Origin of the sequence: Listeria booriae, assembly GCF_000766865.1 — a bacterium.
GTDB classification, from domain to species: Bacteria; Bacillota; Bacilli; order Lactobacillales; family Listeriaceae; genus Listeria_A; species Listeria_A booriae.
In genome coordinates this window covers 26,126-50,632 of sequence record NZ_JNFA01000002.1, presented here as the reverse complement: position 1 = coordinate 50,632, position 24,507 = coordinate 26,126, and the positions used below count along the sequence as shown (strand labels likewise).

26 protein-coding genes are annotated in these 24,507 nt (G+C 41.7%); 13 read left to right on the top strand and 13 right to left on the bottom strand.

Features of this window, described 5'->3' with window-relative positions; all coding sequences use genetic code 11:
* The first annotated feature begins 139 nt into the window (after positions 1-139).
* Genes EP57_RS00890 through EP57_RS00875 form a run of 4 tightly spaced genes read left to right on the top strand, consistent with a single transcriptional unit; the run spans position 140 to position 2,873 of the window.
* The gene (locus EP57_RS00890) at positions 140-1,051 is read left to right on the top strand and encodes an ABC transporter ATP-binding protein (protein ID WP_036083296.1); all 912 of its coding nucleotides are present in this window, start codon (positions 140-142) and stop codon (positions 1,049-1,051) included.
* Positions 1,048-1,932 carry an ABC transporter permease gene (locus EP57_RS00885; protein WP_036083294.1) on the top strand — a complete coding sequence of 295 codons (885 nt, stop codon included), beginning with the start codon at positions 1,048-1,050 and terminating at the stop codon, positions 1,930-1,932. Before EP57_RS00890 ends, EP57_RS00885 begins: the two co-directional genes overlap by 4 nt.
* Before the next feature lie 26 nt (positions 1,933-1,958).
* On the top strand, positions 1,959-2,417 hold the full coding sequence (locus EP57_RS00880) for a LytTR family DNA-binding domain-containing protein (protein WP_036083291.1): 459 nt from the start codon (positions 1,959-1,961) through the stop codon (positions 2,415-2,417).
* Positions 2,418-2,420: 3 nt separating this feature from the next.
* Positions 2,421-2,873 (top strand): DUF3021 family protein, encoded by a 453-nt coding sequence (locus tag EP57_RS00875; protein WP_036083288.1) that lies wholly within the window; start codon positions 2,421-2,423, stop codon positions 2,871-2,873.
* Between the two features lie 50 nt (positions 2,874-2,923).
* On the opposite strand, the gene EP57_RS16280 is transcribed toward EP57_RS00875, so the two are convergent.
* The 6 genes from EP57_RS16280 to EP57_RS00845 form a co-directional block, all read right to left on the bottom strand.
* Positions 2,924-4,009 (bottom strand): S8 family serine peptidase, encoded by a 1,086-nt coding sequence (locus EP57_RS16280; protein ID WP_052167458.1) that lies wholly within the window; start codon positions 4,007-4,009, stop codon positions 2,924-2,926.
* Complete coding sequence (locus EP57_RS00865) at positions 4,006-4,788, bottom strand: hypothetical protein (RefSeq protein WP_036083286.1); 783 nt, start codon at positions 4,786-4,788, stop codon at positions 4,006-4,008. Before EP57_RS00865 ends, EP57_RS16280 begins: the two co-directional genes overlap by 4 nt.
* A 162-nt stretch (positions 4,789-4,950) precedes the next feature.
* Positions 4,951-6,522: a flotillin family protein gene (locus EP57_RS00860; protein ID WP_036083284.1), complete on the bottom strand. Its 1,572-nt coding sequence runs from the start codon at positions 6,520-6,522 to the stop codon at positions 4,951-4,953.
* A gap of 47 nt (positions 6,523-6,569) precedes the next feature.
* Positions 6,570-7,112 carry an NfeD family membrane protein gene (locus tag EP57_RS00855; RefSeq protein WP_036083282.1) on the bottom strand — a complete coding sequence of 181 codons (543 nt, stop codon included), beginning with the start codon at positions 7,110-7,112 and terminating at the stop codon, positions 6,570-6,572.
* 132 nt (positions 7,113-7,244) lie between these two features.
* Positions 7,245-7,718 carry a glutathione peroxidase gene (locus EP57_RS00850; RefSeq protein WP_036083281.1) on the bottom strand — a complete coding sequence of 158 codons (474 nt, stop codon included), beginning with the start codon at positions 7,716-7,718 and terminating at the stop codon, positions 7,245-7,247.
* A gap of 15 nt (positions 7,719-7,733) precedes the next feature.
* On the bottom strand, positions 7,734-8,786 hold the full coding sequence (locus tag EP57_RS00845; protein ID WP_036083279.1) for a M42 family metallopeptidase: 1,053 nt from the start codon (positions 8,784-8,786) through the stop codon (positions 7,734-7,736).
* Positions 8,787-8,910: 124 nt separating this feature from the next.
* Between EP57_RS00845 and EP57_RS00840 the strand changes: the two genes are divergently transcribed.
* Positions 8,911-10,386, top strand: a complete 1,476-nt coding sequence (locus tag EP57_RS00840) for an LM6179_1298 family efflux MFS transporter (protein WP_036083277.1) — start codon at positions 8,911-8,913, stop codon at positions 10,384-10,386.
* Positions 10,387-10,608: 222 nt separating this feature from the next.
* On the opposite strand, the gene EP57_RS00835 is transcribed toward EP57_RS00840, so the two are convergent.
* The gene (locus tag EP57_RS00835) at positions 10,609-11,631 is read right to left on the bottom strand and encodes a branched-chain amino acid aminotransferase (protein ID WP_036083276.1); all 1,023 of its coding nucleotides are present in this window, start codon (positions 11,629-11,631) and stop codon (positions 10,609-10,611) included.
* Positions 11,632-11,873: 242 nt separating this feature from the next.
* Here EP57_RS00835 and EP57_RS00830 point away from each other — a divergent pair, with 242 nt between their 5' ends.
* Both EP57_RS00830 and EP57_RS00825 read left to right on the top strand, forming a co-directional pair.
* Positions 11,874-12,623, top strand: a complete 750-nt coding sequence (locus EP57_RS00830; protein ID WP_036083274.1) for an alpha/beta hydrolase — start codon at positions 11,874-11,876, stop codon at positions 12,621-12,623.
* A 16-nt stretch (positions 12,624-12,639) separates the two neighbouring features.
* Positions 12,640-13,074, top strand: coding sequence for a GNAT family N-acetyltransferase (locus tag EP57_RS00825; protein WP_036083272.1), 435 nt, complete (start codon positions 12,640-12,642; stop codon positions 13,072-13,074).
* A gap of 43 nt (positions 13,075-13,117) precedes the next feature.
* Here EP57_RS00825 and rpiA read toward each other — a convergent pair whose 3' ends face one another.
* Positions 13,118-13,789: a ribose-5-phosphate isomerase RpiA gene (gene rpiA, locus EP57_RS00820; protein WP_036083270.1), complete on the bottom strand. Its 672-nt coding sequence runs from the start codon at positions 13,787-13,789 to the stop codon at positions 13,118-13,120.
* Between the two features lie 468 nt (positions 13,790-14,257).
* Here rpiA and EP57_RS00815 point away from each other — a divergent pair, with 468 nt between their 5' ends.
* The 5 genes from EP57_RS00815 to dltD are packed head-to-tail and all read left to right on the top strand — an operon-like array spanning position 14,258 to position 18,670.
* A complete protein-coding gene (locus tag EP57_RS00815) occupies positions 14,258-14,404 on the top strand; it encodes a teichoic acid D-Ala incorporation-associated protein DltX (RefSeq protein ID WP_036083267.1) in 147 nt (48 codons plus the stop codon).
* 21 nt (positions 14,405-14,425) lie between these two features.
* Positions 14,426-15,964: a D-alanine--poly(phosphoribitol) ligase subunit DltA gene (gene dltA, locus EP57_RS00810; protein ID WP_036083265.1), complete on the top strand. Its 1,539-nt coding sequence runs from the start codon at positions 14,426-14,428 to the stop codon at positions 15,962-15,964.
* A complete protein-coding gene (gene dltB, locus EP57_RS00805) occupies positions 15,961-17,139 on the top strand; it encodes a D-alanyl-lipoteichoic acid biosynthesis protein DltB (RefSeq protein WP_036083263.1) in 1,179 nt (392 codons plus the stop codon). Before dltA ends, dltB begins: the two co-directional genes overlap by 4 nt.
* A gap of 26 nt (positions 17,140-17,165) precedes the next feature.
* Complete coding sequence (gene dltC, locus EP57_RS00800; protein ID WP_036083260.1) at positions 17,166-17,402, top strand: D-alanine--poly(phosphoribitol) ligase subunit DltC; 237 nt, start codon at positions 17,166-17,168, stop codon at positions 17,400-17,402.
* Positions 17,399-18,670 carry a D-alanyl-lipoteichoic acid biosynthesis protein DltD gene (gene dltD, locus EP57_RS00795; protein WP_036083257.1) on the top strand — a complete coding sequence of 424 codons (1,272 nt, stop codon included), beginning with the start codon at positions 17,399-17,401 and terminating at the stop codon, positions 18,668-18,670. Before dltC ends, dltD begins: the two co-directional genes overlap by 4 nt.
* A 50-nt stretch (positions 18,671-18,720) precedes the next feature.
* On the opposite strand, the gene glmS is transcribed toward dltD, so the two are convergent.
* Positions 18,721-20,529 (bottom strand): glutamine--fructose-6-phosphate transaminase (isomerizing), encoded by a 1,809-nt coding sequence (gene glmS / locus EP57_RS00790; RefSeq protein WP_036083256.1) that lies wholly within the window; start codon positions 20,527-20,529, stop codon positions 18,721-18,723.
* 496 nt (positions 20,530-21,025) lie between these two features.
* Here glmS and EP57_RS00785 point away from each other — a divergent pair, with 496 nt between their 5' ends.
* Positions 21,026-21,235, top strand: a complete 210-nt coding sequence (locus EP57_RS00785; protein ID WP_036083254.1) for an LPXTG cell wall anchor domain-containing protein — start codon at positions 21,026-21,028, stop codon at positions 21,233-21,235.
* Positions 21,236-21,256: 21 nt separating this feature from the next.
* On the opposite strand, the gene EP57_RS00780 is transcribed toward EP57_RS00785, so the two are convergent.
* From EP57_RS00780 to EP57_RS00765, 4 genes are all read right to left on the bottom strand, one after another.
* Positions 21,257-22,063: a hypothetical protein gene (locus EP57_RS00780; RefSeq protein ID WP_036083252.1), complete on the bottom strand. Its 807-nt coding sequence runs from the start codon at positions 22,061-22,063 to the stop codon at positions 21,257-21,259.
* Between the two features lie 46 nt (positions 22,064-22,109).
* Positions 22,110-22,598, bottom strand: a complete 489-nt coding sequence (locus tag EP57_RS00775; RefSeq protein ID WP_036083250.1) for a hypothetical protein — start codon at positions 22,596-22,598, stop codon at positions 22,110-22,112.
* A 48-nt stretch (positions 22,599-22,646) separates the two neighbouring features.
* Positions 22,647-23,045, bottom strand: a complete 399-nt coding sequence (locus tag EP57_RS00770; protein ID WP_036083248.1) for a hypothetical protein — start codon at positions 23,043-23,045, stop codon at positions 22,647-22,649.
* Between the two features lie 343 nt (positions 23,046-23,388).
* Positions 23,389-24,408: an acyltransferase family protein gene (locus tag EP57_RS00765; protein WP_052167457.1), complete on the bottom strand. Its 1,020-nt coding sequence runs from the start codon at positions 24,406-24,408 to the stop codon at positions 23,389-23,391.
* Positions 24,409-24,507 lie beyond the last annotated feature (99 nt).

Here is a 24,507-nt window from a genome sequence, read left to right as displayed (position 1 = left end):
TGAATTTTCTTAGTGGCGTAAAACATGAAAAAACATCAATCGGCTGTAACTCACCCCCCTACAACTGCAACTCATCCAAAATTCATCCACAGCTATCCTGCTCCTTGCTATACTATCTCTAAAAAAGGAGCCAAAAACCATGCAAATACAATGCAATCACATCAGCAAAAACTATCACTCCTTCCAAGCATTAAAAGACATCAACTTCCACGTCGATTCTGGCGCTTTCTTCGCTATGATTGGCGCGAATGGTGCTGGAAAATCCACATTGCTCGATATTTTAACGAAGCGGATTCCCGCAAGCCAAGGCACCGTTCTTATTAATAATCAGGAGATTTCCAAAACCGACGCCAACTACTTCCGCGACATCGGGATTGTCTTCCAAGACCACGTGCTAGACGACGAACTTTCCATCGAAACAAACATGATGATTCGCGCGCAAATGCATTATAAGAAAGCACAAGCCAAAGAACGTGTTCTCGAAATGCTCGATTTTATCGGCATGCGCGAGATTGCAAAACGGCGTTATAAAAAACTCTCTGGCGGCCAAAAACGCAAAATTGATATCGCCGTCACACTCTTGCACCAACCGAAAATCCTTTTCCTCGACGAACCAACAACTGGCGTCGATGTGCAAAGTCGCCAAGATATTTGGAAAATGATTGCTCAAATCCGTAGCGAGCGTCAAGTCACTATTTTCCTAACGACACATTATTTAGAAGAAGCAGAGATCGCCGAACAAATGATTTTACTAAACGCAGGCGAAATTGTTGCCCAAGGAACCCCAACCGAACTAAAACAACAATTTGCCAAAGATACGCTACTACTCGTGCCTAAACATCCGAAAGCTCTAGCCTCCATGCTTCAAAGCTACGCGATTCCTTACACTATCGACCGTGGCAACTACATCATTTCGTTAGCACATGCCAAAGAAAGTATCCAAATCATTAAGCAAGCCGATGCGTTCATCGAAACATTCGAAGTTAAATTAGGCACACTTGATGATGTTTTCGTCCATTTCATCAGTGAGAAAGGAGCTGAATCACTATGAGAGAACTGCTGATTTTAGTAAAACGCCACATGTGTATTTATTTTGCAGATAAGGGAAACATTATTTTCACTTGTTTATCGAGCATTATTGTTGTGATGTTGTACGCCTTTTTTATTTTTGATACACAAGTCGATTCGCTTGTTGCGGCTATGGCTGATACCGATAGAACCGAGGCAGTAACTTTTGTTTGTACGTGGTTCCTAGCTGGGCAAATTACCTTAATTATTTTCGGCGCAACGTTCAATGCGATGGCGATTTTCATTGATGATATGAAATACAATGGTAGCGACGTGCAAATTTTCCCATTAAGCAAAGTGAAAATTATTGTGAGTTACTGTATTCAAGCCGTCCTCATCGCGTTATTATTCGGCATCGGTTCCCTCATTATCGGTACGCTGCTGATTTTGTGTCAACAAGGTTACCTAATTCCCGCAAGTTCCCTATTTGCAGCAGTTGGCGTGATTATTCTCGGCACGATTTTTTCCGCCATTTTAGCGATGTTCATCGTGACTTTCATGAAAACCGCCAAATCCTTCTCTTCCGTGCAAATCGTGTTGAACACCTTGATGGGCTTCCTAATTGGCATGTATATCCCCATCGGCACACTCCCCGACTTCATGCAAAAAATTATTTTCTGGAATCCCTATATGAGTATGAGCGTCTGGCTCCGCGAATTACTGGCCAGCGAGGAATTCCAGCAACTTTTCGCCAAAGCACCGAGCCTACAACAAGATCAATTAGCTGTTTTCTATGGCTTGCGAGCAGAATCCTTCGACACACTCTGGTCCACATCCGATTTGGCACTCTTTATCGCAAGCATCACAGTCATTATTTTCGCATTCCTGCTAGTCTCCTTTGCAAAAAAACGATATACTAGATAACAGAATGAACGGCGGAGGGGAACCTATTGAAGATTAGTATTGAATACACCGATTCCAAAGAAATAGAAGTGCTAATCCGTGGCGGGGCAACAAATCCAGAAGTTTTGCAGATCGTTAACGCACTGCATGCCCTAAATGCCAAAACAACGAACGAAAACCAGATTATTGGTACGCATAACGAAGCAACGTATATTTTAGATTTAGACACGATTCTCTTTTTTGAATCAGAAGGCGAGATCGTTAGCGCGGTGACCTCTGAAAATCGTTACCGCGTCAAGCAGCGCCTCTATGAAATAAACGAACTGGTCGGCGAGACGAAATTTATCCAAATTAGCAAATGGTGCATCGCCAACATTAAAAAAATCGAAAAAGTCGAACTTGGCATTAACGCCACGATGACCGTGTTTTTCAAAGATACCAATTACCGCCAAGTGCTGACGCGCAGTTACATGAAGCACTTCAAAACGAAAGTGTTAGGAGGCTGAGTCATGAAGTTATTTCCGAAAATTATTATGAACGCATTCATCGGCGTCGGCATTAGTTTCACCGTCAAATTTCTACTGCAGAACGTTTTTCAATTAAATATCTGGACCGATGTGGGGCTTACGGATAACTCATTGATGACCTACAGCAGCATGTTGCTAAACCAAGGCATGTATTTTTGGATTGGCTTGTTCTGCGGGATTTCATTCGTGTTTATCTATATCGATTTCAAGAAAGAATATGTCCGATTTCTCCTGATTTATGTGTGTTATTTGCTCTCCATCAATGTGCCGTATTTAATTGGAGTCGCCTTTTATCAGATTGACTTGGCACCGCTTTGGTTTATTAATATTTTCTTCACTGGCCTGATGCTCGTCCTATATTTCTCCATTTATTTCTATCAAAAATTAGAACTGAAAATGATTAATCGGAAGCTCACGAAGATGAATAAGGAGTAGCGCAAAAAGAGCCCAGCTATGTATGAAACATAGTTGGACTCTTTTTTTGATTAGGAACTTAAAATATAAACTATGACGCGTCCGATAACATTTATAAAAACAAGACTCGCAATCACTACCCAGATGATTTTTGTCGACCATTTTTTTGGAAGTGTTTTGCGGCGATACAAAAGGCTGTAGATGACTAAACCAAGTAACGCGCAAACAGTAACGATATTCAGGACAAGTCCAGTGTATACATACCACGGCGTACCATTAATACCTTGATTCAAATCCGCTTTCATTGTTTTAAGCAGACTCTCTCGGCTTATTGACTCGTCGCGTGATAACTTGTCTTCCATCACTAGCGCCGCGTAACCTGACGCGTATGCTGTTGCATAGGAAACGCCTGTATCTAACGTCATTTTGTTATCGAAATAGGTGCTTGTTAAATCTTCACCAGGAGCATAAACATCCACTTTCTTCTCTTTAAATTCATCGGCATAAATCTGGCCGTGTACATTCAACATGCCGACAGAAATAACATCAGGATACGCGCCGGGGTAAGCTTTAAATGTATCTCCTTCTGCGCGAATGTTTCCCGCTGAGGCAACGACAATGATATCATGCTCGACCGCGTTATCAATGGCCTCTTTCAGCGCTTCGTTCCCTTTTCCGAACTCGAGGCTAATATTAATAATATCAACTTTCTGCTGGACAGCCCAATTCAAACCTTTAATTACTTCTTCAAAAGCTACTTTTCCACTGTCATTGGCGACTTTTGCAATATATAGTTCGGAATTAGGCGCGATGCCGATAAGTCCTTCGCCATTTTTACGAGCGCCAATAATACCAGCAATCTTCGTTCCATGGCCATTTCTGTCGGTGAAATCAGCGCTATCGGCAGACGTGAAATTAATCGCTTTTTTGAATGTCAAATCACGATTGGTCGTATCGATACCTGTGTCTAGAATCGCAATTTTAATGTTTTTACCGTTAATATCGTTGTCATGATATTTGGCGAGGCTTCCAGCTTCATCGAGTTGATTGACTTCTCGATCGGATTCGACGATTTTTGAAGCGTGTACTGGTTGAAACGCGAAGCTTCCTGCAAATAGAATTCCAGCTAGAATAATAAGGAGTTGTTTTTTCATCATGGGATGCGTTGCCACCAAGCGTGGGAATGTTTGTATTTGCTATGCCCAATCAGCGGCGAACAGTTTTTGGTGTAGGCTTTACAATATCTGAGATGCGGCCACTTCTTGCCTGCTGTCGAATCCAACATGCACACAAGGACAAAAACAAGCGCCTTATAACAATCCGAAGTAATAAAATTCCGGTAGCCATAGCCATTGTCGTCCAAACAATATGGCCAGCCACCACCAGATATAACACCATCTTTATCATCTTGCTCATGATCTACGTAAACAAGAGATAGCGGAATCTTAAATTCTTCCTGCTCCTCTACAATTTGCGTCACAATCGGATGATCGGCTTCCCCAGCTTCTTCAAATGCTTGCTTAATCTTCGCCAACTCCTCTTGTTCTTGTAAAATGGAAGCTTTGACTTGTTTCATATCTGTTTCAGAAATACCGATTTTTTTAGCGTTCAGCTCTAAAATTTCTTCTTGTGTATATAATTTCTCGCCACGATTTTTGGCTTCTTCAATCATTTCTTCAATCTCGCCCATTGTCTCTTCTTGTTTTAATACCATATCATTCACATATCTGCTGTCGGTGTCTTCTTCCGACACAATCGCTTCTTGCTTGTCATAGTTTTCAATAAGTTGCTCGACTTGCTCTTCACTCATTGTTTCCGAATCACCATGACCTCCCTCATGCTCACTAGCAAACACAGCGACCGAAAAAGAAAAAACTTGTGTAAACAATACAGCGACCAAAGCTAACTTTACAAAAAACATTGCTTTCATTTTCATTAGATGCACTCCCTTATATTTGATATAAAATTCATCGTAACTTTACCAAATATAAAACTAAAATGCAACTATTAGCCTATTTAAATAGTATTTTACACAAATAATGTAAGAAAAAGCCTAGAAATTAGTTGGAAACCAAAAATTTCTAGGCCTAAACGATTATTATTCTACTACTTCTTCTTTATCCGTTGTATCTACTGCCACAACTTCCACTGGTTTTTGCGATTTTACAGCGTTTGTTAAATCTTCAATGCTGTTCTTCACGTTTCCTTTTCCAGAGAAATTCTCAAGGAGTTCACGGATGTCCAAGCCAGTCGTTGCTTTCAGGCTTTCTTGTGCTGTTGCCATCAAGTTCGTCGCGTAACCGCTGACTTTGTTAGCTCCGCCGTTTGATTCGCTACTACCTGTGTCCACGACTGTAATAGAATCGATGTTACCCATTGGTGCGGCAACTTGTTTCGCATATTCAGGAAGCATGCTGACAATCATATCGAGCATTGCAGCTTGGCCGTATAGATCGTAAGCTTCGGCAATTTTGCGTTTGGCTTCGGCTTCGGCAAGGCCTTGAAGTTTGATAACTTCAGCTGCGGCTGTACCTTGTGCGCGTTCTGAATCAGCTTTAGCGATACCTTGTACGCGAACTTGTTCTGCTTCGGCTTTAGCTAGCGTTTCAATGCGATATTGATTCGCTTCAGCTTCGGCATATTCTTGACTCTTTTGCGCTGCGGCTGCTTGTTCAATCGCATAACGATCCGCATCTGCTTTTTTCTTCACTTCTGCATCGTATTGGCGTTCACGACGTTTAATTTCGCGTTCTTCCAGTTCGATTTGTTTCTCACGTTCGATGATTTGCACTTGCATTTGTTGCTCAATAACTTCTTGTTTGGCACGTGCTGATTCCAAATCATACGCCTGATCGGCTACGGCCTTGGCAGTTTCCTGCTCGCTACGATATTCCGCAACCTTCAATTGATTTTGTTTCTCCGCTTCGGCAATTTCGGTTTTGCGCTCTAACTCCGCACGCGTCGCTTCTTTTTCCGCTTCCGCACGCTTCATCCGCGTTTCCTTCGTTGCTTCGGCTTCCGCCACATCGGCATCCCGTTTTACTTGCGCAATCCGCGGTTTACCTAATGCATCCAAATAACCGTTGTTATCGCGAACTTCTTTCAGTGTAAACGATACAATCACAAGTCCCATTTTTGACAAGTCTTGCGTTGCCACACCTTGCACTTCCTGTGAAAACTTATCGCGGTTTTTGTAAATTTCTTCGACTGTCATCGAGCCAAGAATCGCACGTAAATGACCTTCCACGACTTCAATCGCTTCATTTTCACGCTCTTGCGTTGTTTTTCCTAAAAACTGTTCGGCAGCTGTTGCAATTTCGGAAATGGAACCACCAATTTTGATGATTGCCGTTCCGTCCGCCGTTACTGGAACACCTTGCTCTGTATAGATTTCTGGCGTTCTAACTTCCAATTTACTCGATAGCAAGCTAAGTGGAGAAGACTGCTGGAAAACCGGCATAACAAACGTACCGCCACCACGCACAATCTTCACTTTTTTGCCGCCTTCATCTGTAAATACATTCTTTCTACCTAAATAACTCCCTGAAACAATCAACGCCTCGTCCGGTCCCACTGTCTTATATTTCGTAATAAAGACAATTAAAAACAAAACTAAAACAGCCACCGCAACAATCAAAATCAACGTTATTCCATTTGATAGTAAATCCATCTTCGTAATTCCTCCCTGTCGTCTCCGTTTTTAAAACTAAGCTCTCATCATTTCAAAAATGGCTCATATGGCACAACCGTCACAAACGAATCCGTTGCATCTAACACGAGCACCGTCTCATTTTGCGCAATTGGTACATTTTCATCACTTTTGGCAGCTTTTGAAATATTACCAGCGTTCATTTCGATAATCACTTCGCCAAAACCATCTTTTGGAATCGACGTAATGACTGTTGCTGTCTTGCCTTCCAAATCCTTCGTCGCATACGCAATCGAATCACTCGTCCGCGAAAGTGGCAGAAAAATGCCAAAATAAAGAATGGAAGAGAATATAATCCCGATAATAATTGCCGCAATTAGAATTGTCACGCTAGAAAAAGACGTATACCTTTCTCCCAAATACCCCGTCACCGATGCAAAGCCAAGGAAATAAAGCAATACCGAGCCTGGAATCGGCAATAAATCCAATACAAAACTGATAATTCCAACAGAAAAAATAAGCGCTGTCAAAACATCGATCAAAATAATAATCCCGACAACAAGCATCACCGTGAAATAAACCGTCTCGATTGGGTAGCCAAATAGTGTCACACGTCATACCTCCATTCCAAATACGAGAACAATAGCCTCATTACTATTTTACCAAATATTATACTGATGAACAATACCTTTCCAAGAAAACTCCACTAAAAAAGCCGAACCATGAAGATTCGGCTTTGCCATCTATAGTAACTTTTCAATCGCTTCCTTCATCGAAAACGGTGTATCTTTCGGTGCAAACCGCTCAACAACATTCCCGTCACGATCCAACAAGAACTTGGTGAAATTCCATTTGATGCCACCGCCGAGCAAGCCTTTTTTCTGCTTCGTCAAATACTCAAAAACAGGATTTATATCCGAGCCACGCACTTTCGACTTCGCGAACAGCGGGAAAGTCACGCCATAATTTATTTTACAAAATTCCTCAATCTCGTTGGAAGAATCCAGCTCTTGATTCATAAAACTATCCGACGGGAAACCTAAAACCGTAAATCCGCGGTCCTTATAGTCCTGATACAAGGTTTCTAGCTCCTCGTACTGCGGTGTAAAGCCGCATTTGCTCGCCGTATTCACCACGATTAACACATCACCTTTATATTTCTCCAATGAAACCTTATCACCATGCAACGTTTCTTGTTCTAATTCAAATAAAGACATTCGCGTTTCCTCCTTTTATTTCACCATTTCTGAAAATAAATAAGCGTAAACCAGTCTTTCTGTATGATATAAAGAATCTCGATGTGTGCGTTCGTAAGCATGACTCGCATCAATTCCAGGACCAATCAAACCGTGCACGATATCAAACCCAGCCTTAATCGCAGCGCTCGCATCCGAACTGTAAAACGGATAAATATCCACTTTATAATCAATGTCATTATCTACGCAAAGCTGCACGAGATTTTTGCGCAAACCATAGTGATACGGACCACTACCATCCTTGGCACAAATCGAAACCGTGTACTCATCTGAAGTTTGCCCATCACCAAGCGCGCCCATATCCACCGCCAAATACTCCACCGTTTCAGCCGGAATGTTCGAATTCCCACCATAACCAATCTCTTCATTATTTGAAATCAAGAAATTCGTCGTATACGGTAACTGCTCCCCATCTTGCTGCAACTTTTTCAAAAGCGATAGCAAAATAGCAACGCTCGCCTTGTCATCCAAATGACGCGATTTAATGAAAGCATCATCAATAATTTCCACACGCGGATCAAGCGATACAAAATCACCGACTGCAATGCCAAGTTTCGCGACATCTTCCGGATTAAACACTTTTGCGTCTAGTCTGATCTCGATATTTTTCGCATCCCGCGGCGCCGTTCCAGCATCTTGGTACACATGAACCGACGTTTGGTGCATCAAAATCGTCCCCGTATACGTTCTGCCGTCACTCGTTTCAATCGTACAATACTCGCCCTCAATCGCGTTAAAACGATAACCACCAATCAAGTTTATCGCAAGCCGGCCATCGCTTTTCACTTGCTTCACCATTGCCCCGAGCGTATCCACATGCGCCGTCAACATCCGCTGTTTCGAATCATCCTTCCCAGGAACCCGAACAAATAGCGCACCTTTATTATTGCGCGTACTTTCAATACCCGCATCTTTCAAATACTTCTCCACAAAAGCAAGTACCGCCTCTGTATTTCCTGTTGGACTTGGAATCGACGTCAATTCCTTAATCAATTGCATCGTTTCCAACGTGTTCGGTTCAAAACCCATTCTTCCATTCCTCCTCGCACAATTCTTCCTCCTATCCATTATACCTCTTTTTAAAAATAATGCCGCCAATCCTGCTTTTTGTATGTTATAATCGGTTTGGTATGTGAAAGGAGTTTTTATCAAAATGGAACAAACAAATACAAAGAGAACAGCAGTTACCATCGCGGTTTTCGTTGCAACTTTCATGGCAGCCATCGAAGGAACCATCGTCAGCACGGCCATGCCAACAATCGTTAGTTCGCTGAACGGAATCGAGCTGATGAACTGGATTTTCTCTATCTATTTACTTACTTCTGCCGTTACTGTCCCAATTTACGGAAAATTATCCGATTTGTTCGGACGCAAAAAAATATTTATCATCGCAACCGTTATTTTTATCATCGGTTCTTCGCTTTGCGGTTTCGCACAAACGATGGAGCAGTTAATTATTTTTAGAGCGCTGCAAGGTATCGGGGCCGGCGGAATTTTGCCAACAACGATGACGATTATCGCCGATGTCTATCCTTTTGAAAAACGGGCAAAAGTGCTTGGATTCATGGGTTCTGCTTGGGGAATTGCTGGGGTTTTCGGACCGCTACTCGGTGGTTTTTTAGTGGATCAATTATCGTGGCACTGGATTTTCTTTATTAATGTACCTGTTGGCATCCTTACGATTGTGCTGATTTCGATGTACTTGAAGGAACATATCGTGCGAGTCAAGCTGCCCATTGATTACTTAGGGACGACGTTGTTCACCGTCGCCTTACTCGGTTTACTATTTGCGCTACAACGTGCTGGTGAAACGCTAAACTGGCTGGAACCACTTGTAGTCGTATTACTTATTGGCTCGATTGCCTTATTCGTCGGCTTTTATTTCGCCGAAAAACGCGCACAAGACCCGATTATGCCGTTCGTCTTATTTAAAAATCCGGTCGTGTTAATCGGGAACTTGATTGGTTTCTTGGTGAGCGCCTTCTTGATTGGGATTAATGTGTACATTCCGATGTGGGCGCAGGGCATGATGGGGCATGGCGCAATGATTGCCGGCCTGATGATTGCACCACTTTCGGTGAGCTGGATAATCGGTTCGTTTATCGGCGGGCGCTTGTTAATGTCTATCGGAAACCGCCATACTGTTGGAATCGGTGTTATTATCGCGACGGTCAGCGGCTTGTTTTTGGCCTTGTTCCCGAGCACGACGCCTGATTTGTACTTTTATCTCGACAGCGCCTTGATGGGCTTTGGATTCGGTATCATTTTCACAACAACGACGGTAACCGTACAAGACGCCGTGCCAAAAGAACAAACTGGAATCGCGACGGCTTCCAATACACTTTTTAGAACCGTTGGCCAAACCATTGGTGTTGCTGTATTCGGAACCATTTTCAACTCCGTTCTAGCCAGCCAATTCAAAAACGCCGCAACTGGTGTGGACCGTCACAACTTAAATCAACTCATCAGCCCACAGACGTCCGCAAACGTTGACGCCTCGTTAGTTGAACCATTACGCGACGTCCTATACAGCGGCCTCCACATCGTTTTCTGGGCCATGTTCGCCTGCTGTTTACTAAGTTACGCGATTCATTTTATTTTACCGAAGAAACATATTTCAGGAAATTAACTACAACAACATACAAAATAAGCAGAAAACCACGGGCCCCTTTTTTCGGGTAAGACGTGTTTTCTGCTATACACAAATCGAGCGAAAGCGTTTGTATTCAGGGGATTTGGTGGAAGCCGGAAGCGGAGCATACTTGTGTATGTGAGAACTGGAAGTCCGCCAAATTCCCTGAATGCGGGCGCTTGTCGCCGATTTATTTGGGTTATGTTCGGAATTCCTTTTTTATTTTACTTTGTAAATCCAGCCTTCTGGTGCTTCTTTATCACCGAATTGAATGCCGCAAAGTTCGTCATACAATTGTTTTGTCACCGGTCCAACTTCGCTCTCACTATAAAACACGTGGAAGTCGTCGCCGTTTTGAATACCGCCAATTGGAGAAATAACAGCCGCCGTACCACAAGCCCCAGCCTCTTTAAATTCATCCAATTTATCAATATACACATCGCTCTCTTCTGCCTTCAAACCAAGACGATGCTCCGCCAAATAAAGTAGCGAATATTTCGTAATACTAGGCAAAATCGACGGTGAAAGTGGCGTTACAAAACGGTCATCCTTCGTAATACCAAAGAAATTCGCCGCACCAACTTCTTCTATCTTTGTATGCGTCGCAGGATCTAAATAAATACAATCGCTAAACTCGCGGTCTTTCGCAATTTTACCTGGATAAAGACTGGCCGCGTAGTTCCCGCCGACTTTTGACGCACCAGTACCATTTGGTGCCGCGCGGTCATATTCCGAAATAACGAAATTCGTTGGCGTCAAGCCACCTTTGAAATATGGCCCAACCGGACAACAAAATACGGAGAACATAAATTTTGGCGCGGTGCGGACACCAAGATTATCGCCAATACCAATCAAATACGGACGCAAATACATCGTTCCACCAGAACCATATGGCGGCATATAGGCTTCGTTCGCCGCAACCACTTGTTTACACGCATCGATAAAGCGATCTTCTGGGAATTCAGGCATCAATAAACGGTCACAACTTGCCTTCATTCGTTTCGCGTTTTGATCCGGACGGAATAAATTAATCGAACCATCCTTACAACGATACGCTTTCAATCCTTCAAAACATTGTTGACCATAGTGAATCGCCGTTGAGCCCTCTGCGATATGAACGACATTATCTTCCGTTAACGTCCCTTCATCCCACTTGCCATTTTCCCAAATAGACACATAACGCAAATCGGTTTTAATATATTCAAAACCTAGTGTGCTCCAATCAATATCCTTACTGCTCATGCGATTCCCACCTTTTTCTTCTATTATTTGATTTGTCCATTATATCATAATTTCTCCGCATTTTGAAAAAGACATACCGCCTTTCAAAAAAAAAACTGATTATTTAAGCAAAACTTGCCCCATTTCCTATCATTTTATGTTAGAATGTTAATACGTTACTTGAAATTAACGCGAATTGGTTTATTTACAAGATATTGTCTAAAAATTTAGATAATAATAATCAAAGAAGGGGGATTATAAAAATGACAGAAGCAAAAATGTTGGAGAAGAAAATCTGGAGTAATGTTTTAAATGAGGAATTGGACTTATTAATTTATTTACCACCAACGTTTTCGCCCCTTTCGAAATATCCGTTTTTCTTAGTGCAAGACGGCAAGGATTATTTCCAATTTGGCAAACTGGCGCGCTTCGCTGACGAACTGGTGGATGACAAAACCATTCAGGAAGCCATTTTTGTAGGTATCCCTTATAAAACCGTGGAAGATCGGCGTGAGAAATATCATCCAGATGGCCCGCAAAACGAGGCATATATTCGCTTTTTGGCGCATGAATTAGTGCCTTATATCGAGGACAACTTCCCGACATATCATATGGGCGCAAGCCGTTTCTTAATGGGCGATTCCCTTGGCGCTAGCGTTTCTTTGAAAGCCGCGCTGAAATACCCACACGCGTTTGGTAATGTCATTTTGCATTCGCCGCTTGTGACAGACGCGTTAATGGAACTAGCCGAGAAAGCAGACCCAGCGCTAACGAAAATTTTTCATGTCGTTGGTAATGGCGAAACCGAAGTCGAGACGACAGATAATAAAGTCGCCAACTTTTTAGAACCGAATTTAGAACTTCACGAGCTCTTTCAAAACCGTGGATTTGATTATTATTTCCAGGAATTTGAAGGCGGACATCGTTGGAAATACTGGCAACCATTTGTCAAAGAAGCATTGCAATTCATGCTAGATAAAGAGCAGTTTGCAACAGAGAACATGAGTGTTTAAGGAGGAATAAGAAAGTATGACCGTACAACAAGTCACCGATAAAAAAGGCAAACAAGACGCGTTTGACATTCGCAATGAAGTCTTCGTCGTCGAACAAAAAGTAGCACCAGATTTAGAATGGGACGAATTCGACAAACTAGATTCCACAATCATGTTCGTCGATTACGATGAATATGGCACAGCACTAGCGACAGGCAGGTTCCGCGTCTTACCCGAATATGGCAAAGTAGAACGCATCTGCGCCCGCAAAATTGCCCGTAAAAAAGGCAGCGGCCGTCGCATCATGGAAGCCATCGAAAAAGAAGCGATCACACAAAACGTATCCCTTCTAAAACTAGGCGCCCAAACAACAGCGATCCCCTTCTACGAAAAATTAGGCTACGAAGTATGTTCTGATATTTTCCTAGACGCAGGCATCGAACACAAAAATATGCAAAAAAAATTAAGCTAATCAATAAATGAGGCTCCGAGCACAACGCTTGGAACCTCATTTTTTATTTTTCCCGAACCTCGGCATGTCCGTCAGAATAGCCGATAACAATAGAAGAAGCATAATTTAAGAATAAGCCATTTTCCACAACACCTGGCAAGTTATTCAACCAATCGTTCAACTCTTCCGGATTTTCAATCGCTTGTATATGTAAATCTAAAATATAGTTTTGGCTATCCGTTAAATAAATGCTGCCATCTTCGAAATGACGCAGTTCTGGATTGTAGCCACGTTCTTCTAGCTGGCGCTCCACTTGTTTATAACCAAATGGCACGACTTCAACCGGCAAAGGAAAAGCACCCAATGTTTCAACGACCTTGTCTTCCCCAACAACCCAAATACTTTTCTTGGAAGCATGAGCCACTAGTTTTTCGAATAATAATGCGCCGCCTCCGCCTTTAATTCCGCGATACGACCCATCTACTTCATCCGCGCCATCAATGGTTAGATCGATTTCGCCAACATCATTTAAGTCCATCAACGGAATATTGCGTTCTTTCGCTAATTTCTCTGTAGCTTTCGAAGTGACAACACCAGTAACTTGTAGCCCCTCTGCAACACGATCACCCAATTTCTGAATCATGTAATACGCCGTAGAACCAGTTCCTAACCCTACAACCATCCCATCTTCAATAAACTCACATGCTTTTTCTCCAGCAATTTGCTTACTATTCATCTATCCCCGCTCCCCTCAAGAAATATCATACTCTCTCTATTATATAGAACTTTCAACGATTCGCCTAGCAACTTCCTCATTTCCCTTCCAATCCACGTCACACTCCGACACAATTCACCCTTTTATTTCCAAAATAGCCGGTTTTCGCGCTTTTTTAACGATTTTTGCCTCATAAAAAAAATTCACAAAAAGTTCATATTTTCCCGCCTAAAATACTTGAGCACAACATAAATTGTTCCTTCCCACCCTCAAAATATTGTTTTGTCGCACAGATCGATGCAAAAATATGTTTTTTTCCACAAAAATTATACCGAAAAAGTGAAATTCTTCGTCCATTCTCGCTTCCCTTACATAACCTTACAAAAATGTAATTGGACTTTTTATCGCAAATGCGTTACATTATATAAATACAAGAAACTTGTTCTTAATATTTGTAACACGAAAGAAATATAAGAGGTGATGCCCGACATGAAAAAATTAAAAGCAGCGATGTTTCATCCAACAGCGATCTTTATTTGGAAAACATTATTTTACTTAATGATTCTACTCGGATTACTATGGTTTTACGGCTTTAAGAATCCGAATGACACGACCTTTATTTACAACGAATTTTAGAAAGAGAAGAGGCGATTATGAATGAGTGTATCTTTTTTTACAACTTCTATCAATGAACGGATTGATGAATGGGCAGCCAAGACACCGAATAACTCCTGCTATGACTACCAAGGTGAACAACTATCTTACAAAGAATTGAAAGAGCAATCGGACGCATTAGCCACTTTTTTAATGAAGGAATTAAAGAGTGATGCCCCTGTTTTAGTTTATGGTCACATGCAAGCACAGCAAATCGTTGCCTTCGTAGCGTGTTCTAAAGCTGGTCGTGCGTATGTGCCAATTGATCTTTCCATGCCGGCAGATCGGATTAAGCAGATTACAGAAGTTGCGCAGCCAGAGCTGATTCTTTGCACAGAAGTGCTTGAAGAAGACGCCATGACAGCTGGTGTGGGTGTTCTAGCGCCAGAAGAACTGCAGGCTGTGATTAATAACTATCGCGGACATGAACCCGCGCCCTCCCAATGTGTGACAGCAGATCAGAATTACTACATTATTTTCACATCTGGAAGTACCGGCGTGCCAAAAGGTGTGCAGATTAGTCATAATAACTTAGTCAGCTTTACGAATTGGATCTTGCAAGATTTCGGGATTCATGAAGGCGCGCGTTTCTTGAACCAAGCGCCATATTCGTTTGATTTATCGGTAATGGATCTTTATCCTTGTTTACTTGCTGGTGGAACGCTTGTGCCGCTGGATAAGACGGTGAGTGCGAACTTAAAGAGTTTGTATGAAACAATCCCGACACTTGGTATTAATGTTTGGGTCTCAACGCCCTCTTTTGTGGACATTTGCTTGATGGATGCGAACTTTAATGGCGAGACAAACCCGAGCATTACGCATTTCTTGTTCTGTGGTGAAGTTTTGACGAAAGAAACGGCTCGTGCGCTTACGACGAGGTTTCCGAATGCGACGGTTTATAATACGTATGGCCCTACTGAGGCAACGGTTGCCGTGACGAACGTTGTAATTGACGAAACGAACATTGATACGTATCCAAGCTTGCCACTCGGCCGCATTAAGCCTGACACGAAGCTTGCGATTATGGACGAAGATGGCCTGCTCCTTCCTGAGGGCGAGAAAGGCGAGATCGTTTTAATCGGACCTAGTGTTTCTAAAGGCTATCTGAATGAACCTGAAAAAACAACGGCTGTGTTTTACGCCGATGACTTATTCCAAGCTTACAAAACCGGAGATTGCGGTGTTATCATCGACGGAATGCTGTTCTTCCAAGGAAGACTCGATTTCCAAATCAAACTCCACGGTTACCGAATCGAGCTTGAAGATATTGAGAATAACTTGAAAGAAGTAAGCTACATCCGCTCTTGCATTGTCGTTCCAAAGACACGCGAAGGAAAAGTTGATAGTTTAGTAGCCTTCGTCGTTCCTTCTGACCATGATTTTGAAAAAGAGTACAAACTAAGTGCCGCTATCAAAAAAGAGTTAGCAGAATCGATGCCAAGCTACATGATTCCACGCAAATGGGTATACAAAACGGAATTCCCACTAACGATGAATGGCAAAATTGACCGCAAGCAGCTTTCCAGTGAGGTGAACACATGACAACGCCATACGGATCAATACTCTATTTTGCAGTATTGTTCGCCTTTTTAATACCGATTGTGATTGCTGGTTTACTCGGTAAAAGATTACCTGTTTACAATGCTTTTGTAACGCTAGTCTTTATTTACATGATGTTTGCCAGCAGTCCAGTCCAAGCGATTGCCCTCATTGTTTTCGTATTTTGGCAGTTAGCGCTTGTAAGACTGTACTTTAATTATCGGCAGAAGCATAACCATGGAGGTATTTTCGTACTTGCCGTTATTCTTTCTATTCTTCCGTTATTTATCGTCAAAGTTCAACCGTTACTGGCTGAACACACGACAATGCTTGGCTTTCTCGGTATTTCGTACTTAACTTTTAAAGCAACACAAATGATTATGGAAACGCGTGATGGCCTCATTAAAGAGTTGAATTCTTGGGATTTCATTAATTTCTTGCTATTTTTCCCAACGCTTTCTTCGGGCCCAATCGATCGCTTCCGTCGCTTTAAAAAAGATACAGACACACCGCTTGATCCTGACAAATATGCAACCTTACTGAATCGTGGTATTTTCCTGATTTTCCTAGGGTTTCTATATAAATTCATCATTGCTTATCTCGTTCAAAATAACGTGATTACTGGGCTTACGTATAATTTAGAACATCATGTGCAATTTGGCTGGAGTCTGGTTGGTTATATGTATGCATACAGCATGTATTTATTCTTTGACTTTGCGGGCTATAGTGCTTTTGCGGTTGGGGTTAGTTATTTGATGGGTGTGCAGACGCCGATGAACTTTAACAAGCCATTCGCAAGCCGTAATATTAAAGAGTTCTGGAATCGTTGGCACATGACATTGTCTTTCTGGTTCCGCGATTTCATCTTTATGCGTCTGGTTTTCTGGATGACAAAGAAGAAGTTTTTCAAAAGCAAGTTTACAGTTGCTTACATTGCCTATTTTGTGAATTTCATTATTATGGGAATGTGGCACGGACTTCATTGGTATTACATCGTTTATGGGATTTATCAAGCGACACTCATCGTCGGATTTGACCTGTTTGAACGTTGGAATAAGAAAAAGAAATTTTATCCTAAAAATAAAGTCACAAACGTGATTGGTATCTTTATTACATTCCAATTCGTCTGCTTTGGCTTCCTGATTTTCTCAGGTATTCTAGACAAAATTAGTTTTTAAATAATATGATAAGGTGGTAAATAAAAATGGCATTTCGTGACGAGGTATTAGAAATTTTAGAAGAGATTACAGAATCTGAGGAAGTTGTGGAAAACACTTCTGTTCAACTATTTGATGAAGGACTTTTAGATTCGATGGCAACCGTGCAATTATTAATAGAAGTAGAATCACGCTTAGGCATTACAGTGCCTGTATCTGAATTTGATCGCGATGACTGGGCAACTCCAGAACAAATCATTGCACAACTTGAGGCATTAAAATGAAAAAGAAACTTTGGATGACATTTGGGCCTTTGCTTATTGCAGGGGCTGTGTTCTTATTCATCCTCTTTGGCCCAAGCAGCCTTTTTGGCGGTGTTTCAAACGGCACAGTCAAAAAAAGCGCTACTTCTATGAGTCCAACTGTCGTTCAAGGTGTTGCCATTCAACAAAAAATGTTGACGACAGACAAAACGTACTTACCTATTTTCGGGTCATCGGAACTTTCTCGTGTGGATCCGTTTCATCCGAATGTTTTTGCAGAGAAATATAAGCGTGGCTATACGCCATTTCTGATTGGTCGCCCTGGAACGCAATCATTATCGCATTACTTAGATATTAAAGCGATGGGCAATGAGTTAAAAGGCAAGAAAGTCGTTTTCGTCCTATCACCGCAATGGTTCCAACCAGCTGGTGTTGATGACGGGCATTTCGGTGGGAACTTCTCACCTCTGCAAGCTTACAAATTCGCCATGACTGATGAGCCACCAACACCTGAAAGGCGCTACGCAGCCAAACGTTTGCTAAGTTATAAAGTCGTGCAAAACAATACGACATTAGCGACATTACTAGAAAACATCGCGTCTCCTGGTCCTAAAACGGATGTCAGCATGTTTACAAAACTTGCTGCTGAGGCCGAGATGAAAGTTTTACAAAGAAAAGATGATTTGGAATCGAAAGTGATTGAAGGCTCGCGCCAAGACAAAGTAGATAAACAGCAAAAAGATTTGCCAGAAACGTTGAACTACACAGAATTAGACAACTTGGCAGCAGAATATGGTGAATCAAAAGTTGGCGACAATCCATTTTTCATTAAAGATTCTTATTATAAGAAGAAAATCGAGCCGACGATTAATCAATTACAAAATAGTCGTACAAACTTAAGTTATGATGAATCGCCAGAATATGATGATTTGCAGCTTGTCATGGATGCTTTTAAATCCGTTGGGGCTGATGTGTTATTCATTAATCCCCCTGTCAATGGGGCTTGGTATGATTACATCGGTGCATCTAGAGAGAAGTTACAGCTTTACTATGATAAATCGGGTGAACAAGTGAAGAAACAAGGCTTCCATTATTACGATATGTCTCGTTATAGCGACACGCCTTACTTCTTAGAAGATACAATTCACTTATCTTGGCGCGGTTGGGTAGCCATCGACAAAGAAATCGATGCCTTCATGAAGGACAAAACGAAACCAACCTATCACAAAACGCCAAAACAGTATTACATCAAAAAAGCTCTCCCTCCCAAAAAGGAAGAAGATAAATAAAATAAGGATGTAGAAGTTGTACTTAGATACAATCTCTACATCCTTATTTTTTATTCTACTGTCACACTTTTCGCTAAGTTACGTGGTTTGTCGACATCGCAACCGCGGTGAAGTGCTGCGTAATACGCTAGTAATTGGCATGGCACGACACTGGCAAGCGGTGTTAGTAGCTCATGCACTTTCGGAATCACGAACTGATCTCCTGGTTGGTTCACGCCTTCCATCGCTAGAATGCAGGCATTGGCGCCACGGGCTAGTACTTCTTTGACGTTACCGCGGATATTCCAATTGATGCTCTCTTGCGTAATCAAAGCTAGAACTGGTGTACCTTCTTCAATCAGTGCAATCGTTCCGTGTTTCAATTCCCCACTTGCAAAACCTTCTGCTTGGATGTAGGAAATTTCTTTTAGTTTTAGCGCTGCTTCCATCGCTACGAAATAATCGATATGACGGCCAAGGAAGAAAGCGTTGCGTGTTGTTGCTAAATATTCGCCAGCAATGTGTTCGATGATTTCTTTGCTATCTACAAGCGTCTCCATCGCATTAGCGACGATACCTAGTTCTACAGCTAAGTCGAATTGTTTTGCTGTTTCTAAGCCCTTAGCACGGCCTACAACGGTCGCTAAGATAGATAGGGCAGCAATTTGAGCAGTATAGGCTTTTGTTGATGCTACGGCGATTTCTGGACCTGCGTGCAAATGCATCGTATGGTCTGCTTCGCGATCAAGCGTTGAACCTGGTACGTTTGTGATAGTTAATGAGCGGTAGCCCATTTCTTTTACTTTCACCAAAACTTGGCGGCTATCTGCTGTTTCACCACTTTGCGTAATGAAGATGAACAACGGTTTTTCAGAAAGAAGTGGCATGTTGTAGCCAAATTCGCTGGAAACATGAACTTCTACTGGAATCTGGGCTAATTTTTCGATAAGGTTCTTACCGACAAGGCCAGCGTGATAGCTTGTACCGCATGCAACGATATGGATGCGATCGGAGGCCAATACTTCGTTAACAATGGTTCCGTCAACGGTGATTTCGCCTTCTTCGTTTTGATACGCTTGAATAATTTTACGGATAACGGCTGGTTGCTCGTCCGTTTCTTTTAACATGTAGTGAGGGTATGTGCCCTTCTCGATGTCTGATGCGTCTAGTGTCGCTGTGTAAGCTTCACGTGTTACTTCTTCGCCATCTAGTGTTTCGATCGTTACACCGTCGCGTTTTACGATAACGATTTCTTCGTCCATGATTTCGATGAACTGGTTTGTTTCGCGAATAACAGCCATCGCGTCACTAGCAATAACATTGAAATCTTTACCAGTTCCGATAAGAAGTGGACTTTTATTTTTCGCTGCGTAGAGCGTTTCGTTGTCTTGGTTATCAATCAGACAGATCGCATAAGAACCGTGAAGCAGGCTTAGCGTTTTTGTGAAGGCTTGTTTTGTTGTTAGGCCTTGACTCGCAAATAATTCGATAAGCAAAACAATAACTTCAGTGTCTGTATCGCTAGCAAAACCTACATCCGCCAAATACTCATCTGTTAGTAAGGAATAGTTCTCAATGACGCCGTTATGAACAATCGTGTAACGACCTGATTTGCTTTGATGTGGATGCGCGTTGGCGTGACTTGGCTTACCATGCGTCGCCCAACGTGTATGTCCAATACCAATTTCTCCAAAAGCATCAGCTGGTACTTCTTCGCGTAAGTCGGCAATCCGACCCTTTTCTTTAGCGACAAGTACGCTATCCTGAGACTTAAGGGCAATCCCGGCTGAGTCATAGCCACGATATTCTAACTTCTCTAATCCATTTAATAAAACTTCTTTCGCATTCTTCGTTCCAATAAATCCTACAATTCCACACATAAATATACATCCTCCATTGGTTATGAGGGCAGACTTCTACTGTACAAGCCCTCTATTTTCTTGAAAAAGGACAGACTATCCCGTTGCCTGTATTTCCTTTTTACGTTTCCATGGGGGTTAAAAACATGTTCCTTTCCACTCTGTTCACTAGGTCACCCTAATGGTTTGTAGCAAAGGCATTACGATTGCATGTACAACCGAGGGACTCCCGCCGAATTTTCGATTAATCCCTTCCTCGTCAACTAAGCAATACTTAGTTCTGGCGCTTCTATTTAGTTGTCACTATCCTCCTTCCACACTTTTTTTCTAGGAAACAAAATTATCATACATCATAGTTGTATAGTTCGTCAAGCCCCATATACAATACCAATCACAAAATTGGTATACCTGTTGACAAAAAAGTTATTATCCTTGATAATGAATAAGAGAGGTTCGTCCCTTGCGTCGCGGGGATTTTAAGGACTATTTAGAATGATGAAAAAAGGGAGGATACATAATGAAATTTTTTCAGAAAATACTTCTTGGATTTACAGTGCTTTTTGTTGCATGGGCTGTTTTTTGGAAATTCGGTTCATTGCGTGTGGTTAATGCGGTAGATATGAACGCACTGCCAAGCACCGGTGATACGTTCCCAGTTTGGACAATTATTATCGGCGGAATCCTTATCATCGCAGCCATTGTCTTGTTATTACGGAAAAAATGGTAAAAAAAGAAATTCGACCTTATTTCAGGACTCGAATTTCTTTTTTTGTGTAGCGATAATTAAAAATAGACTAGCAAAAATGCCTAGCGTTCCAATGATGAGTTTCAATGCGACGATTGTTGTTTCGTCTTGCCCTAACTGCGAACCGATTTGCGTGCCGATTTTTCGAAGGATTTGGTCGAGCCATAAATATTCGGTCAGGAAATTGAATGATAAACCGAGTAATGGTGCAGTGATGAAAGCATTTGGGCGTTTGAAGCCAAAGATGATGGCGAGCAAGAAGAAGAACGCAATGCCAATCCCTAAGTAAGCGTCAAACGTTGTTGTCAGGAAGAATTCTTTGCCTGATAAAACGATGACAGCAAGCGTAATCGCCGTTCCAAGCCCTAACAATGCAAAAAATACACCTGCCCAGCGCCATTTCTTTTGCCAGTCTTCTGTATTCGCGACAACCGCCGCCTCTTGTTTTTTAACAAAAAGAGACACAATGCCTGCCAATGCAACGATAAACGTTACGATTCGTGAATAGTCCAATACATCGAGTTTGCCCGAATCAATCCAAGGCGCCAACTGATTTTGCCATAACATCCAACCTTGAAAAACAGCAAAGCCTAGCAAAATAACCAAATCAACGATAAGAATTGATTTTCCAACTAATCGTAATACCCCGAAAGCCACTAAAAGCACCGTCAAAATAATTGTTAGCCACAATATCCAACTCTGCTTAAATTCCGAGCCATCTTGCGCCCATGTGTATAAAAAACTGCCCAAATTCGGCAACATTGTCGCGCCTAAAAATAACATAATAAAGCCACTTACTTGTTTTTTCATTGTACAACTCCTCATTCTTTTCTCCATTTGGAGCTGTATTTTTGTTTTATAGCGGATGCATTTTCTTGCCGTCTACAATGTACTCAAGCTCCGACAACCGCCAGCGCGTCTCTTCTTTATAGACATAGCGATACGTTGCATTGAAAACATAGTCATCCGTTGTTCCCGTGCGAAATCCTGGGTTATCAAATGTAAAACGTTGAATAATCCCTGCTTCCGGCTCAATCATGCCGATATCATCTTTTCCCGCATCGAAATAAGCCGTACCAAGCGATCTGCCGCCAACTGTGATATTAAATGTAAACACAATTTGCTGCACCTGCACATCCAAGAAATTAGCCAGAATAATATTAAAATGAATATAATCCTCCGTAATCTCCAGCCCAAACGGAAAAAGTTCCATTTGCCAGCGTGAATCAGCGTTCTCTTGCAACTGCTCCATGATACGTTCGCTCATTGAAATATCTTCCATCGTCGGAAAAGTGCTTACCATTTCTCTTTTCTGTAAATCGTAGAGTGACCAAGTTAGTTCCATAGTAGTTACCTCCATAAAAAATACCCTTTTGTCTATTCTACCAGAAAATCAGTTTTTCAACGACGAAAAAATGTTTTTATCAAAAAGAAATTGCAAAGTTTCCTTATGCCAAGCTCTCCCAAATACCCTTTTACTTACGAAATATTGGGCACGCTCAACGTCTCCTTCTTCATTTTCAGCTTCCATCGAAAGTTTGTGAACAAAACGTTTTTTATCAAGACGAATGGCTCGGATTTTCTCTTTTGGTAAGAAGAACATTTGCGTTTCAGATTTGCTGACGATAGAAAATGAGAACGTGATAAGCCCTACTTCCGTGAAAACAAGAACGAGATTGTGCCGGGTTCGCATCGATGGCCCCGCATATAATAAACGTTGGAAACTCGTGCTCATGTTATTGTCTGCTAAGTATTGATTTACTTCGGTTTCGATTTGGTCTTTCATTGCCATTGTTTGTTTCACCTCGAGTTTATTTTAACATAGAATCACCCAAATAAAAAAAACCCCTTTCTCAAGAAGGCTCAGCGTGTCGACAAACGCCCATTTTCGTCGTTAAAAGCTCCGTTCCGATGCTCTTCTACGCTGCGCTACGCATAACTTCTCACATGGTCGAGGATACGACTCTCTCCCTGTTTTCAGTCAACGTACTCTAGTACGCTCCGCTTTGTTGGAACTGTTCGACGTGTAACGAGTTACAGTTCCAATATAAGCGTGAACGAAGTGAAGGGTTAGTCCTTGCCTAGGAGCTAGACATTTGTCGACACGCTGAGGTTTGGTGACACGGACAAGTTTTTTATTTGAAATATAGCCGAGGCTGTAACAAAACTGATTTTCTTTTCTGCCATGCGTATAATGCTATGAGGTAGGTGAGCAAGACGAGTGATACTTTTACATATAAATAAAAGGCGGTGCCGGAATAGATTCCGAGTATGTGTCCGATTTTATCAAATGTTAGTAATAAAAAATATTGTGTTCCTAGTAGAAGAATGGATTGTCTGCCGAGCACTGTTAATATGTTTAGTCCATAAATCATTTGGAAAATTAGAAATGAGAATAAAATTCCGCAGAGTGCTGTCACTAGGAACAATGCGTAACTGGTGCCGAAATAATTATCATACAAGCTGACAAATCGCGTTCCATTAAGCCAAAGCATGCTGGCAACTAGGAAAGCACCCGAAGCAATCACAATGGAAAAATAAACGCCTAGATGCCTAGACAGTCGTTTCATTATTCGGTACTTCTTCGTGAGATTTCCTAAATAGTAAAAAATAAAGCAGGAAAATACAATCTGTAAGCCGAGCGGATATTTAATCCCAGTTTGACTTAATTGCCAGCCAATAATACAACTCACAACAACAAGGAAAAACTGTAGCCAGCCATGCTTTTTGAGTTTATTAAAGAAATAAAATAATATATCCATGATTGCCAAAACAATTAAAAACCATAGTGGTGCGTTCCAGCCTACATTGCCATTTAAATAAAAAATGCTTAGTATCGCGCTGATTGGGTCGCGTTCTAATTGCCCAGTTGTCACATAGTAGAAGGCATTGATGAAAAGCACAGAAATAATTTGAAAAATAAAGTAAGGAAGCAATAATGACTTCCATTTCCTGCTGAAGTAATTTCCTCTTGCTTTACTAGAAAATAAAAAACCCGAGATAAAAAAGAACAAAGGCATATGAAAAGAGTAAATCAGTTTCATCAATAGCGCCGAATATTCATACGTTATTGGCTGCACGATAGAATGGCCGATGATAACAAGGATCACCCCGTAAGCTTTTAAATTATCAATCCATATTAGTCGCCGATTCATTGAATAACTCCAATTCTATTAGTTTATTCCACTTTTAGATTGTTTTGCTCCTCTTTATTCTATTTTACGGCAGATTTTTTTATCATGATGAAAGAATTC